This is a genomic window from Paenibacillus glucanolyticus NBRC 15330 (genome assembly GCF_004000885.1).
GTDB lineage: Bacteria > Bacillota > Bacilli > Paenibacillales > Paenibacillaceae > Paenibacillus_AQ > Paenibacillus_AQ glucanolyticus.
Genome location: NZ_BIMC01000001.1, coordinates 253,340 through 267,181, shown reverse-complemented (window position 1 = coordinate 267,181; position 13,842 = coordinate 253,340). Strand labels below are relative to the sequence as shown.

Sequence of the window (13,842 nt, the reverse complement as noted above, 5' to 3'; positions counted from 1 at the left end):
GTGCCAAGGTAAGTTATAACACTTAAATACAACTGGAAGAGGAGTATGGCAAATGCATATCGTTACAGAAAGATTGGTTATTCGCGAGTTTGAACCGGGCGACTGGCAAGATGTTCTTCTATATACATCAGACCCCGTCGTGATGAAGTATATGCCGGAAGCGGTGTTTACGCAGGAGACGGTGAAGTTATTTTTGGCCGAAAACAGGGGAGATCAAGCTAGAAAATACGCGGTTATGTTGAAGATGGAAGAGCAAGTGATCGGTCACATCGTGTTCCATCCCTGGTTCGGGGAGCTTACGTATGAAATCGGCTGGATCTTCAACTCATCCTATCAGAATAAGGGCTATGCCACGGAAGCAGCCAGAGCAGTGCTCCAGTATGGCTTCGAGGTACTGAACATACACCGGATTATTGCGACGTGCCAGCCAGAGAATACCCCCTCCTACCGCGTGATGGAGAAGCTGGGTATGAGAAGAGAAGGGCATTTTAAGCAGTGCATTCCCCAAGGCGATGTGTGGTGGGATGAGTATTATTATGCGATGTTAAGGTCTGAATGGGAAACCATGTCATAGTTTTTTTGCGATAATATAATATGTGCCCAATATATCTCATGATTGACAATGAGATATATTGGGCTGTTTGATTTGTATCGAAAGGCTTGCCCTGGATAGGAGAATGAGTATGTGGCATCGTTGAAAAGCGCCATGATCATGGCAGAAGACGTGGAGATGAAGGCCAGCCCTTCGCCAGCCTCCCGGAGCGACGTATCAGAGCAGGCGCAGGATAATCCCTTTTTTTAAATTACGGGAGATCTTCTATTATATTGGCTACAATCCGTTTCGCCATTCCGATGATCGATTCTGCGAAGAGAAGGACAAAAGTTATGACAGGCTGTCCAGATCAAGGGCCAACATGTTTCGGCTCTCTTGTTCAGTGACCTTATCCAGATACAATCCTGCCGATTCTTTGGATGCCAGAGCGCGCTCCTTATCCCCTAAGACCAGATAAGCACGGGCTTCCGCTTCATACCCGTATCCGATGTAGAACGGTTCGAGACTTGCGGATGAGCCAACGGTGATGCAGCGCTTGGCATAACGCAGCGCTTGATCGCCTTGCCCCACTACCGCATACACTCTGGAGAGCTGCCAATATCCAATCGAAAGGTTGCGCTGTGTATGATCCTCGACCCGGGTCCAATGCCAGAAAGAACTGTGACACATATGAATCATGTCCTCTTCCTCTTGGGGTGTGCGCTGTTTGTTCTCTAAGATATCCCACACCTGATTGAAGCAGTCCATTGCAAATTGTTTATGGGTATTTGGATTCTGATTATCCATACCGTATTCCTCCAATATTGGGTGATTTCATAAGGCGGGTAATTGAATCGTAAAGGTTGTCCCATGATCAGGCACGCTCTCCACGTTCATCGTTCCGCCGTGATTGTGAATAATGTTCTTGGTTATCATGAGACCGAGTCCCGTTCCTGTATCTTTGGTTGTGAAAAAAGGCTGTCCCAAGGATTGGATCTGCTCAGGAGTCATCCCAATCCCTTCGTCCTGCACTACAATTTGAACATTGTGGCCGCTGAGCAGAATGTCTACGGTGATGGTTCCCCCTTGATTCATCGCTTCCATCGCATTTTTCAGCAGATTGATAAAGACTTGCTTAAGCTGATTGACCTCACCCTGAACGGATATCGGGACATCCGGGTAATGAGGAATGATTTCGATATTTTTGAGTGCGGCTTGAACCTTCATCAGTGTAATAATCTGCTCCAGAATCGGCAGTACTTCGATTGGACCGCTGGCATGAACCCCTTGCGGCTTGGAGAGCACCAGCAGTTCGTTGACAATCAGCTCAATGCGTTTAAGCTCCGATTCAATAATTTCAAAATACAGCTCGTTGCTGCTTTCCGAAGATCGCAGCAGCTTCACGAATCCGTTAATGGATGTTAACGGATTCCTGATTTCATGGGCGATTCCTGCGGCCAGCTGTCCAGCGGTCGTTAGCTTCTCAGACTGCATTACGCGGTCCTCTTCCATCCGCTGCTCGGTGATGTCTTTGAAGATGCCCAAGGCGGCTGTATCACCTTCATAATGGACCATTATCGTGCAGCCGCTGACAATCTTCTCTTGCCCGTCCAGGCAGCGGATCAGATAGTTGACGCTTCCAATAACCCCATCTTTCTCATATCGCATACGGCGCTTGATCAGGTCATTATGAGACGATACATCGACCACTACATCTGTTGAAATGCCAAGAACATCACGGGGATGCGTGGCTTTTACCATTTTGAGCGCTGCGGGATTAACGTACTGGACAATACCCTTCTTGGTGATGAGTACAGAGAGGGGGAGAATCTCTAGCAGCTGCAGGAATGTATGTTTTCTCTCGATGAGTTTCTGTTCCTTCTGTTCGAGCTGCTCCATAAGCTGACGGTGCAGGGTTCGATCCTCAAGCTGTACCCAGTACGACTTGGGATTCTTCTCCGTATCCAGCTCAATCCCGGTATGTATGTTGAGGTAGAGCTTGTGCTTCTCTGGATGATGATAGGTATGTTCAAAAGGGTTTATGGATTGCTGATGATCTTGAGATGCCTTTACGTTCTGAACGATACAATTCAATAGCATGCGTATGCTTTCCGCTTGCTGCGCCCCGGCAGTTAACGCTTGCTGCGTGTAACCCAATAGATCACTTAGTGCCGTATTGGCCTTAAGTAGAGTTCCATCAAGTGAAACAATTGCCATTCCAATTACAGCTTGTTCAAAAGCAAAATCAGGATTTTGGTTGGGATAGGGCAGCACCTGCAAGTCTCCTCTCAAATATCTGCAAGGATCGAAGTTACCCATATTATATGTTGGTCCCTATCTTTCATCAATCCTATTCTATTGATCTTTGGCTTTGGCTGCCCGCCATACAGAAAAGGCAAGGCAACAAATCCTCCTTGCCTTTTTCTTAGAGCAACTTACTGCTCAACGCGTGTGAAAGAACAGATTTCGCAGGACCTTTTCAAAGGATAGCTTTAGCTCCTCTGAAATGGGTGCCATCGGCAGACGAAGAGTGTCATTAGAGATGAGCCCTTGCTTGGCGAGCAGCCATTTGAGTGGAGCGGGATTAGATTCTGCGAACAGCTTCTGAATACACGGAATCAGCACTTCAAATTCCAGTTCAGACCGAAAATAGTCCCCTTGGGCAGCTAATTGATACATGCGAATGTAGGCCTCGGTATTCACGTTGGCAGACGCCAGAATCCCGCCGGAAGCGCCATGATACAGCATTTCCTGGAAGTGAATATCATCCCCGCATAGAACAGGCTTCGTACGATTCTGTGATAATTCCTTCATTAACTCCGTACTTGAGGTGCTATCCTTCATGCCAATCACACCAGGCAGATCCATGATTCTTCTTATGGCATCGACCGGCAGCCGGATACCTGTACGCGAAGGAACTTCATATAAGATAACCGGTATACCGACCTCGGACACTTGACGGAAGTGTTCCATGATCCCTTCTATTGAAGGACGGCTGTAGTATGGTGTGACTACCAATACGGCATTGGCACCGATAAGCGCTGCTTGTTCCGTCCGTTTCACGCTGGAGACCGTATCGTTCGTTCCTGTACCGATGACCAGCGGCAATTGCCGCTTGCCCAGAATTCTCCGGGTTTCCCCTGTAAGCCGAACAACCTCATCCCACGTAACCGTTGGCGCCTCGCCGGTCGTACCGTTGATGACCAAACCCTGAATGTCATGGGTTAACAAGTTCTCTACATAACGTTGATACGAAATAAGGTCCAGCTCATAATCCTGTGAAAAGGGTGTAATGACAGGCACATAAATTCCATGCAGCTGCTGCTCATTCAACATGGCCCTTCCTCCATTTCATTGGTTGTGGTTATACTGTATCATGGCAATCAGGATCAGTGTTATCTATAATAATAGATAATTATTATCAATATTATTGATAAGGAGAGCGAGATGGAACTCATCTACCTGCAAACATTCAAGGAAGTGGCGAATCGTCAAAGTTTCACGAAAGCTGCGGAGGAGTTAGGATATGCTCAATCCAGCGTAACCACTCAGATTCAGAAGCTGGAGAAGGAATATGGCGTCAAGCTGTTTGAGCGATACGGCAAAGGTCTGCGGTTGACGAAGTCCGGAGAGGAGCTTCTGAAGTATGCAGTTCAGATGCTGGATCTGTTCCAACAGTCGAAGGAAAAGCTGACCAAACAAGGCGGGGGCACCTTATCGATAGGGACCATCGATTCGTTAGCCGCTTATTTTCTTCCGCCGGTCGTACATCGGCTGAGACATCAATATGAGGATCTTTCCATTCGTTTGCAGCCAGATCGTGAAGACCGCATTGTGAGTAAAGTGAGGGAAGGCGAGTACGATATGGGTCTCATGCTGGAACATAACCCGTCTGATTCATCCTTAACATGGATTCGAATCAGGGAGGAACCTCTATTACTGGTCGCTCACCCGAATCATCCTCTGCATGTTCATCCCGTCATTAAGCTTGAACATCTGGCTGATGTAGAATGGATTATGACCGAGGATAGCTGCAATTATCGTATCATGCTGGAAAAGGTCCTTCGTGCCCGCGGCGTTCCCTTACGTATAGGATTGGAATTAGGCAATCCCGAAGCGATTAAGCGCTATGTCATGTCCGGTTCGGGGATTTCGCTGTTGCCCCGCATGGTAGCCGAAGCGGAAATCAAGCGGGGAGAGCTGGCTGTTCTTCCCTTTATCCATCCGGATATCCGACTGGACATACAGATGGTGATACATCCTAAGAAATGGATCTCGCATGCGCAGAGAGATTTCATCGATATGATGATATCCAAACCCTAGAAAAAGCTCTGTCCGATGATATTGCATTTAAGGGAAAGATTAAGTATGATTTAGCTAACAATGTATAGGTTTATGTGTGACTGGCGTAGCATGGGGGACCATGAGGGAGCACATGGATGACAACGGCCGTACGCCTGGGCAGAGGTAAGGGAAGCTTATTTCCCTTACCTCTTTTATTATTCTAATGACTTCTATCATCTCTGAAACTATGAAAAAAAGGGGATATCACAACGATGTTGAAAACGAAGAAAATACTGCTGCTAGGATCAGGAGAACTGGGAAAAGAGGTTGTCATCGAGGCACAGAGACTGGGCGTTGAAACCATCGCCGTTGATCGTTATGCCGATGCTCCCGCCATGCATGTCGCCCATCGCAGTTATGTCATTGATATGCTGGATGGGGATAAGCTGCGCGAGATCATAGAGCAGGAGAAGCCGGATTTGATCGTTCCCGAGATTGAAGCACTGGCAACGTCGGAGCTTGTGAAGCTGGAGGAAGAGGGATACCGCGTTATTCCTACCGCGAGAGCCGCGAAACTGACGATGGATCGGGAAGGCATCCGCCGACTGGCGTCGGAGAAGCTGGGGCTGCCGACTGCGGGTTATCGGTTTGCCGATACGTATGAGGAGTTTGTTCAGGCTGTGCGGGAGATGGGATTTCCGTGTGTCATTAAACCGCTTATGAGCTCTTCCGGAAAAGGCCAGAGTGTCTGCCGCTCAGAAGATGAGATCGCGTCCTGCTGGAATATTGCCATGGAAGGCGGCCGGGTGCAGAACGGGAGAGTGATCATTGAGGAATTTATTACGTTTCAATCCGAGATTACACTTCTGACGGTTCGCTCTGTGAGTGGGACAAACTACTGCGCGCCAATCGGGCATATCCAGGAGAGTGGAGACTACATCGAATCCTGGCAGCCGCATAACATGTCGGAAGAGCAGATTGAGGAAGCCAAAGGTATAGCAAAGGCGATTACGGACGAGCTTGGCGGGTTCGGATTGTTTGGGGTAGAGCTGTTCTTGACCGAGAACAAAGTGTACTTCAGTGAAGTATCTCCAAGGCCGCATGATACCGGCTTGGTTACGCTTGTCACACAAAACCTGTCCGAATTTGCGCTTCATGTACGTGCCATTCTCGGGTATCCGATACCCGAGATCGAATGGATCACGCCTGGAGCCAGCCGGCCGTTGAAAGCACCGAAAGAGCTGGAACATTATACGGTTACCGGTGCTGAGCGGGCACTTGCCGTTCCGAACACTCAGCTGCGCATTTTTGGCAAGCCTGTAACCAAGGTCGGAAGACGCGTCGCGGTTGCGCTGTCCACGGCCAGCCATGTAGAAGAGGCACGTTCACGTGCAAAAAAAGCATGGGAGATGCTTGCTGTAGAAGAAGTTTAATCGCTTAAAGTGTAAACTTTCTTGCTTGTCCCTCTTGATCATGTTCTAAGGTCAACCGGCACTTCCCGGTTGGCCTATTTCTATAGGAAGCAGCCGCGAGCATCCGTTTCGCTATTGCCGTGCCGTGGTGCCGAGACGAGTATATGTAATTTAAAAATTAATAATAAATATGCAGAAATTTACGATCGTTCATGATAAGATACACAGGAATACGATGGTCCACATCCCGATAATCCCATCATTTGGGGCCTTATCACGGGATTCATTTCAACATATAAATAGAACGCTCTACAGGCATAGGAGAAATAACATGAGAGATATGACACAGGGAAGTCCGATCAAGCTGATCGTGATGTTTACGATACCGCTCTTAATCGGTAATGTTTTTCAGCAATTTTACAATATGGCAGATACACTCATCGTGGGACGGACGATTGGGGTGGACGCACTTGCAGCCGTAGGTTCGACAGGCAGCATTTTGTTCTTTGTCATCGGTTTTGCTCAAGGCTTGACCGCAGGATTGTCCATCATAACGGCTCAGCGCTTCGGTGCAAAAGATATCGCAGGTATCCGTAAAAGTGTCGGCACGAGCATCTGGATCAGCCTTGTCTTCACCATTTTTCTAACCGTTGTCAGTGTGATGTTTACGAGACCGGTGCTTGAGATGATGAATACGCCGGCTGAAATATTGGATGATGCCTACTCCTATTTGATTGTTATCAACTGGGGTGTTGGCGCAGCCGTTCTGTTCAACTTGTTGGCCAATCTGCTCAGAGCGCTAGGGGACAGCCGAACGCCGCTGCTCTTCTTAGTGGTTGCAAGCATTCTGAATATTGTACTGGATCTGCTGTTTATTCTTGTATTCAAGATGGGCGTAGCAGGAGCAGGACTTGCGACGGTTGTATCACAGCTGTTCTCCTGCTTGCTGTGTCTGATCTATATTCACAAAAAAGTACCGCTGCTGCAGTTCAAGAACGCGGATTGGTCCATAGACTGGACATTTATCCGCCAGCATATGTGGATCGGCTTTCCCATGGGCTTCCAAGCCTCCATCATTGCGATCGGAGCCATCATTCTTCAGATTACGCTGAATGGACTCGGTGCAACCGCCGTAGCAGCATACACCGCAGCTCAGAAAATTGATATGCTCGCGACCCAGCCTATGAGCTCCTTTGGCATTACGATGGCAACGTTTGCGGCTCAGAATTATGGGGCAAACCGAATAGATCGAATCAGGCTGGGGGTTAAACAGTGCATTTGGCTCTCGGGATCGTTCAGCATCGCCGTGGGATTGCTGGTCATATTCGCGGGTCCTGCCGCGGTCAGTCTGTTTGTCGGTCAGGGTCAGGAGGAATTGCTATCGCTCAGCAAGCTGTACTTCTTATCGAACGGGAGCACCTATTTACTCCTGTCGCTGTTGTTTATATACCGCTTCACCCTCCAAGGATTGGGACAGAGCTTTATTCCAACGGTGGCAGGCATTATGGAGCTGATCATGCGCGTTCTGGCTGCCATCTTCCTGACCGCACAGATCGGTTTCCTCGGTGCAAGCCTGGCTAATCCGCTGGCATGGTTAGGTGCAGTCATCCCGCTCGGCATCGCCTATTATATGAGTATCAAGAGGTTGAGCAAGCCCGCTGCATCTACATCGATACCGGTTCATGCTTAAGGAACAAGATTCAATGGATAACGGAGAACGAATGATGACTCTAGGAACAGGAATCCACCTGTTTGATCAGAGGCACATTCGTTCTTTTTTTGTAACTTTGTAACGGCTTGAAAAAAACGTAAAAGTCAGACATTCCAAATTGCAGGACGGCGATGTAAGATCTTTTTAGATCCATTAAGACTATTAACGGACGAAAACAGGAGGGGTCGCATTGTATAAAGTGCTGTTAGTGGATGATGAAGCCGATGTGCGGGAAGGGCTCGTTCAGGAAATACACTGGGGAGCATGCGGATTCACCATCGAGGGTACGGCAGAGAACGGAAGAGAGGCTATGGAACTTGCAGAGCGACTCGAGCCGGATGTTGTCATTACTGATATCAGTATGCCATTTCAGGACGGACTTCAGTTAGCCGCATGGCTTCGGGAGCATCAGCCGCTATGCAAAATTGTCATACTGACAGGCTACGATGAATTTGATTATGCCCGCCAAGCGATTACGCTCCGTGTGGATGAATATTTGCTTAAACCATTCTCTGCGGACAGCTTCATGGAGCTATTGCATAAGATCAAAGACAAAATCGATAGGGAGGTTGCCGAACGCGAGGATGTAAGACAGCTGAAGGAGCATTACCGCACAAGTCTGCCCTTGCTTCGGGAATCGTTCCTGGCATCGCTGCTCACCCGTAAATTACCTCGTACGATTATCGAGGAGAAGACTCGAAACTATGGGCTTCCATCGAATGGAGCTTGCTATTTGGCGTCGGTATTGGCCTTGTATCCGGCGGCTGAGGATAAGGAGAAGACTTCTTCAAGCTCGCTGCGCCATTCAGGCGATTTGGATTTAATGCTGCACGCCATGTTGAACATAGCCAAAGAACTCATGGATCCTCTTTCTTATGGAAGCGCATTCATCTATCAGGACAGCATTGTGTTATTGACTACGAATGACGGGCGTGAGGGTGAGGCATGGTTCAACGATCTGCAGGTCACTCTGGACCGTCTATTAAAAAGCGTCCTTCACTACTTGAAGCTGTCGGTTACGATTGGCGTTGGCTCCAAGGTTCGGCATCTGTCCGATCTCAAGCACTCCTATCAAGATGCTCTGCTGGCGCTGGATTACAGACTGATTCTCGGTGCCGAGAAAGTCATCTTCATTGATGATGTGGAGAGTCCGAGGCAGGAGGGAGTTCGTCTGGATGAGCTGATGGAGCAGGCTCTGATTCGTAATCTGAAGCTGGGTACTGCGGAAGAGTTGAGTGAAGCGATTTCGCACATATTTGATGAGCTGATTGGTGCCTCCTGCACCATTCATGAGGTTCAGGTCTACCTGCTGGAAGTGGTCACTTCCATATTGCGAACAGCCAAGGAATCGGGAATTGAAATGGAGGAGTTGTTCGGGGCAGGGTTTCAGCTGCACGCTGAAATTTTTAAATTTTCCGGACTGGAGGAAGCCAAAGTCTGGCTTCTTGACATCAGTTTGACCATTCGCAAGCATATTTCCAGCTCCAGACAGCACTCCTATAAAGACATCGTGGAGAAGGCGCTTCAATATACCCGGGAGCATTACGTGGATCCGGAGCTTTCACTGCAGAAGCTGTGCATGCAGCTGCACATCAGTACAGGCTATTTTAGCGGCGTGTTCAAAAAAGAGATCAAAATGACGTATGTTCAGTATTTAATGCAGCTGCGCATGGAAACGGCGAAAGAGCTTCTGCGTTCTTCGGATCTGAAGGCTTTTGAGATTGCAGAGCGCGTCGGTTATGCCGATCCGAATTATTTCAGCTTCTGCTTCAAGAAGCAGGTTGGTATATCACCCAAGGAATACCGTGCGCAAGCGAGGGGGTAGGACACAGGTGAAAATCACGTATTCCAAGCGATATTCGGCAAAGCCGGCCATGCAGCGCTGGGTTAGGCGATTTCGCACATACAGCATACAATCCATCATCATGTGGTCGTTCTCCGCATTTATTCTGCTCATTGTGGTTGTCGTAGCCGTGCTGCTCTTCAACAAATTCTCACGCTCGGCAGAGCAAAGCGTATTTCTGAATGCCCAGCAGATTGTCGATCAGGTTAGCTATAATCTGGAGGATTATGTGGATGGAATGGCGCAGCTGTACCGGGCTATCGAGGATAATATGCTCTTGGATGGGCAATGGGACGATGAAGAGGTGACCCAACAGCTGGATACGATCATGCGAAGCCGGGATGATATCGTCTCCATCGCATTATTCAATGCGCAGGGCGAAATGCTGCGGAACCATCCGGCCGTGCCGGTCAAACCAAGCGCCCGGGTGACGGAGCAGAGCTGGTTTCACTCGGCTATGAGGGTGTCGAATCATTTGAGCTTCTCGCTGCCCCATGTGCAGAATCTGTACGACAATACGTTTCAATGGGTCGTCACAATGAGCAAAGGCATTACGGTCGTTCATAATGGGGAGCCCATGTACGTCATCCTGCTCGTGGATATCAATTTCAAGAAAATTGATGAGCTTAGCAGCCGTATCAGTTTAGGGAAGCGGGGGTATGCGTACATCATCGATGAAGGCGCCGGGAATATCGTGTATCATCCCCAGCAGCAGTTAATCTATATGGGGCTTCGGAATGAGAGCGTGGAGAGGGCGCTCACATCCTCCGACAGCTACATTGACGAATCGGACGGGATCAAGCGGCTGAACACCGTGAAGTCGGTGGTTAACATTGGTTGGAAAATCGTTGGTGTGTCTTATCTGGACGAGATCATGACCACGAGAGAAGAGGTCAACCGCTATCTGGTTCAGGTTGTCGCAATCGTTCTGGTGCTTGCCATCGTCGTGTCGCTGATTCTCTCCGCAATGCTTACACGCCCTATCCGCCGGATGGGCAGAACCATGAAAGCGGTGGAACGGGGCGATTTCAATGTAGAGCTTCCGATGCAGGGGCCGCTCGAAGTCATGCAGTTGTCCAGCCGATTCAATCTGATGCTGGACAAGATCAGGCAGCTGATGCAACAGATTGTGAAGGAGCAGGAATCCAAGCGCAAGTATGAGCTGGAAGCATTGCAGGCGCAGATCAACCCGCATTTTTTATATAACACCTTGAATTCGGTTGTCCGCATGGTGGGCATGAGCAAGAAGGAGGAGGTCATTACGATGATTACCTCCTTGTCGAAGCTGTTTCGCTTGAGCCTGAGTAAAGGAAAAACATCCATCAGCGTACAGGAAGAGCTGGAGCATGCAAGGCATTATTTGACCATTCAACAGATGAGATATAAACAGAAGTTTGATTTTACAATCGAGGCCGATGAAGCGTCACAGTCTTGTTATACCCTCAAGCTGGTGCTTCAGCCTTTAATTGAGAACGCTATCGTGCATGGCATCGAGTATTTGGTGGATCAGGGACATATTTCCGTAACGGCAGCCGTACGGGGAGACGTGTTAGAACTGACGGTTGCGGATAACGGGGTGGGGATGGCTCCCGAGGTCGTTGAAGGAATTTTGGACGATGAATGGCCTGAGCAGAATCCCGCCAAATTTGTCAATACGGCCGGCTCCGGTGTAGCCGTTCGAAATGTTCACGATCGTATCCGGTTGTATTATGGGCATCGGTATGGTCTGGAGTTTCAGAGTGAGCTGGAAGCGGGCACGACCGTTCGCATTCAGATTCCTGTCATTCACGATAATATCGAGGAGGTGCGCGAGGATGATTAAGAGGATTACTTCAATTCGGTTACCGCATGTCCCGATCGTCTGTTTCATTGCGGTTCTCTTATCGCTAATGTTCTTAACCTCATGTTCGTCAGAGCCACCCTTGGATGAGGAGAGCGAACTGCGGCATATTGCGCTCGTAGCACCCGTACACGCCGAAGAACAGGGCGATGCCATCCGTTTGGGTGCCGAAGCGGCTGCCAAGGAATACAGGTTTGAGCTGGATTATATCGCCCTTGAGCCAAGTGACGACGAAGCGGAGCAGCTTCAAGTCTCGCTACAGGCATTGGAGAGAGGCACTTCTGCCATATTGGTTGACCCGGCATCCGAAGCTGTGCTGAAGGACCTCGGCGTGAAGGCTTCAGCAGCGGGGATCCCGGTGATTGCATTAAATGATGCCCGCATGAATACAGGTGTGATGGCCGCCATTGCAATCAACAACGAAGCGGCAGGACGCCAGGCGGGGCAGCAGCTCGCAGACCTGCTTGGAGGAGCAGGCATAGTGGCCATCCTTCGATCGGACAGGGAAGATCCGGACTTAATTGCTCGCGAAGAAGGCGCCAAGCAAGTACTGTCGAATATCAGCGGCATTCAAATTGCGGATGGCGCCGCATGCGGCAAGCGTGAGGATGCTTGCTGGCAGGCAGCCAAGCAGCTACTTGACCGGGATTCCATCGACGGGATTCTGGCACTGGATATTCAGGCATCCCTAGGTGCTGCCAAAGAAATTGCTCGGCGCAAGGAGCAGGGGAGGATCAAGATTGTCACATTTGGCAGCGATCTGGAGCAGCTGCAGCTTCTTCAGGATGGCGTTATTCACAAACTGGTGGTACAGAATGGCTTCAGCACAGGTTATTTGGGAGTAGAACAGGCGGTGAAAGTATTGGACGGCTCCAGATACGACAAGCCGATCGTGCTTGAAACCAAGGTCATTGATGCGGATAACATGTTCTGGATGGATAATCAGAAGGTGTTGTTTCCATTTGTGAAGTAATTCCACAACTGTAAAAAGTGATGAGGATTTTGATAGAAAACATGAGGATTTTGAATTCGAATGTGCCATCCGTTACGGCATAATGGCGATAGACAGTGAAATGCGGCAATGGATGGCCGTACACATCGCTGATCATCGAATGAATCAGGGAGGTCAACCCAGGTGAAGAAAAAATGGTTGTTTGTCCTTATGGCGGGCATGATGCTGACCACGGCGGCATGCAATAACGGCGGAAGCAGTTCAACCGGCGGTGAAAGCAAGGGAAGTGAAGCAGCGAGCGGAGGCACGCCCCAAGTGGGGGTGGCGATTTACAAATTTGACGATACGTTCATGACGGGTGTGCGTAATGCAATGTCCGACGCGGCTGATGGCGTGGCTAAGCTGGATATCGTGGATAGTCAAAATGCGCAGCCTACCCAGAATGAGAAAATCGACCTGTTTATTTCAAAAAAATACAGCTCCATGATCATCAACCCGGTGGATCGGACAGCTGCCGGCGTCATTATTGATAAGGCCAAGACGGCTAATACACCGGTTGTTTTCTTGAACCGGGAACCGATCGCAGAGGATATGAACAAATGGGATAAGGTGTATTACGTAGGGGCGAAGGCGGAGGAATCCGGCACAATCTCCGGTCAGCTCATCGTGGATTATTGGAAGGCGAATCCGAAGGCAGACAAGAACGGGGATGGCAAACTTCAGTATGTGCTGCTGCAGGGCGAACCGGGCCATCAGGATGCGGAGCTGCGAACCAAATTTTCCGTGCAGGCGATTCAAGATGCAGGCATCGAAGTGGAAGCGCTTGCGGTAGATACCGCGATGTGGGACCGCGTAAAGGGCCAGGAAAAGATGCAGGCATTCCTCGCATCCCATGGCGACAAGATTGAAGCGGTTCTCGCGAACAATGACGATATGGCGCTGGGAGCCATTGAAGCATTGAAGGCAGCGGGATATTTCAGCGGCGACAAATACATGCCTGTTGTCGGCGTAGATGCAACGGCCCCTGCAATCCAGGCGCTTGAAGACGGCACACTTCTCGGTACGGTGCTTAACGATGCAAAGAGCCAGGGAAAAGCTTCCGTAGCGATTGCTGCAGCACTCTCCAAGGGAGAAACGCCGAACAAGGATAACACCGGCTTTGACATTACCGATGGCAAATATGTCTGGATCGCTTACAAAAAAATAACGAAGGACAATATCGCCGACGCGAAATAATGGCAGGGTTATATGAAAGGGGCAGCGGCTAT

The 13,842-nt window shown here is 49.3% G+C and carries 11 protein-coding genes and 1 riboswitch; of the genes, 8 read left to right on the top strand and 3 right to left on the bottom strand.

Features of this window, described 5'->3' with window-relative positions; translation table 11 throughout:
* Positions 1 to 52 precede the first annotated feature (52 nt).
* A complete protein-coding gene (locus tag PGL02S_RS01170) occupies positions 53 to 574 on the top strand; it encodes a GNAT family N-acetyltransferase (protein ID WP_036637325.1) in 522 nt (173 codons plus the stop codon).
* Between the two features lie 309 nt (positions 575 to 883).
* Here the strand turns inward: PGL02S_RS01170 and PGL02S_RS01165 are convergent, their stop codons facing one another.
* The 3 genes from PGL02S_RS01165 to dapA form a co-directional block, all read right to left on the bottom strand.
* On the bottom strand, positions 884 to 1,339 hold the full coding sequence (locus PGL02S_RS01165; RefSeq protein ID WP_036637327.1) for a hypothetical protein: 456 nt from the start codon (positions 1,337 to 1,339) through the stop codon (positions 884 to 886).
* Between the two features lie 27 nt (positions 1,340 to 1,366).
* Entirely contained in the window at positions 1,367 to 2,851 is a 1,485-nt protein-coding gene (locus tag PGL02S_RS01160) for an ATP-binding protein (protein ID WP_255308601.1), read from the bottom strand.
* A 123-nt stretch (positions 2,852 to 2,974) separates the two neighbouring features.
* Positions 2,975 to 3,868, bottom strand: coding sequence for a 4-hydroxy-tetrahydrodipicolinate synthase (gene dapA / locus PGL02S_RS01155; RefSeq protein WP_036637331.1), 894 nt, complete (start codon positions 3,866 to 3,868; stop codon positions 2,975 to 2,977).
* 111 nt (positions 3,869 to 3,979) lie between these two features.
* On the opposite strand from dapA, the gene PGL02S_RS01150 reads away from it, so the two are divergent.
* From PGL02S_RS01150 to PGL02S_RS01120, 7 genes are all read left to right on the top strand, one after another.
* Positions 3,980 to 4,855: a LysR family transcriptional regulator gene (locus PGL02S_RS01150; protein ID WP_036637333.1), complete on the top strand. Its 876-nt coding sequence runs from the start codon at positions 3,980 to 3,982 to the stop codon at positions 4,853 to 4,855.
* A 66-nt stretch (positions 4,856 to 4,921) separates the two neighbouring features.
* A riboswitch (ZMP/ZTP riboswitch) is annotated at positions 4,922 to 5,002 on the top strand.
* A gap of 86 nt (positions 5,003 to 5,088) precedes the next feature.
* Positions 5,089 to 6,249 carry a phosphoribosylglycinamide formyltransferase 2 gene (gene purT, locus PGL02S_RS01145; protein WP_036637335.1) on the top strand — a complete coding sequence of 387 codons (1,161 nt, stop codon included), beginning with the start codon at positions 5,089 to 5,091 and terminating at the stop codon, positions 6,247 to 6,249.
* Positions 6,250 to 6,559: 310 nt separating this feature from the next.
* Positions 6,560 to 7,918, top strand: coding sequence for an MATE family efflux transporter (locus tag PGL02S_RS01140; protein ID WP_036637337.1), 1,359 nt, complete (start codon positions 6,560 to 6,562; stop codon positions 7,916 to 7,918).
* A gap of 211 nt (positions 7,919 to 8,129) precedes the next feature.
* Positions 8,130 to 9,764, top strand: a complete 1,635-nt coding sequence (locus PGL02S_RS01135; RefSeq protein ID WP_036637339.1) for a response regulator — start codon at positions 8,130 to 8,132, stop codon at positions 9,762 to 9,764.
* A gap of 49 nt (positions 9,765 to 9,813) precedes the next feature.
* Entirely contained in the window at positions 9,814 to 11,604 is a 1,791-nt protein-coding gene (locus tag PGL02S_RS01130; protein ID WP_036637463.1) for a cache domain-containing sensor histidine kinase, read from the top strand.
* Complete coding sequence (locus tag PGL02S_RS01125) at positions 11,597 to 12,595, top strand: substrate-binding domain-containing protein (RefSeq protein ID WP_036637341.1); 999 nt, start codon at positions 11,597 to 11,599, stop codon at positions 12,593 to 12,595. Before PGL02S_RS01130 ends, PGL02S_RS01125 begins: the two co-directional genes overlap by 8 nt.
* Positions 12,596 to 12,784: 189 nt before the next feature.
* Positions 12,785 to 13,810: a galactose ABC transporter substrate-binding protein gene (locus PGL02S_RS01120; RefSeq protein ID WP_370511112.1), complete on the top strand. Its 1,026-nt coding sequence runs from the start codon at positions 12,785 to 12,787 to the stop codon at positions 13,808 to 13,810.
* The last annotated feature ends 32 nt before the right edge of the window (positions 13,811 to 13,842 follow it).

What these genes read in the sequence shown, in the direction of transcription:
- PGL02S_RS01160 (WP_255308601.1), bottom strand. Translation starts at nt 2,851, where the DNA reads ATGGGTAACTTCGATCCTTGCAGATATTTGAGAGGAGACTTGCAGGTG.
- PGL02S_RS01170 (WP_036637325.1), top strand. Translation starts at nt 53, where the DNA reads ATGCATATCGTTACAGAAAGATTGGTTATTCGCGAGTTTGAACCGGGC.
- PGL02S_RS01120 (WP_370511112.1), top strand. Translation starts at nt 12,785, where the DNA reads ATGGCGGGCATGATGCTGACCACGGCGGCATGCAATAACGGCGGAAGC.
- dapA (WP_036637331.1), bottom strand. Translation starts at nt 3,868, where the DNA reads ATGTTGAATGAGCAGCAGCTGCATGGAATTTATGTGCCTGTCATTACA.
- PGL02S_RS01130 (WP_036637463.1), top strand. Translation starts at nt 9,814, where the DNA reads ATGCAGCGCTGGGTTAGGCGATTTCGCACATACAGCATACAATCCATC.
- PGL02S_RS01165 (WP_036637327.1), bottom strand. Translation starts at nt 1,339, where the DNA reads ATGGATAATCAGAATCCAAATACCCATAAACAATTTGCAATGGACTGC.
- PGL02S_RS01140 (WP_036637337.1), top strand. Translation starts at nt 6,560, where the DNA reads ATGAGAGATATGACACAGGGAAGTCCGATCAAGCTGATCGTGATGTTT.
- PGL02S_RS01125 (WP_036637341.1), top strand. Translation starts at nt 11,597, where the DNA reads ATGATTAAGAGGATTACTTCAATTCGGTTACCGCATGTCCCGATCGTC.
- PGL02S_RS01150 (WP_036637333.1), top strand. Translation starts at nt 3,980, where the DNA reads ATGGAACTCATCTACCTGCAAACATTCAAGGAAGTGGCGAATCGTCAA.
- purT (WP_036637335.1), top strand. Translation starts at nt 5,089, where the DNA reads ATGTTGAAAACGAAGAAAATACTGCTGCTAGGATCAGGAGAACTGGGA.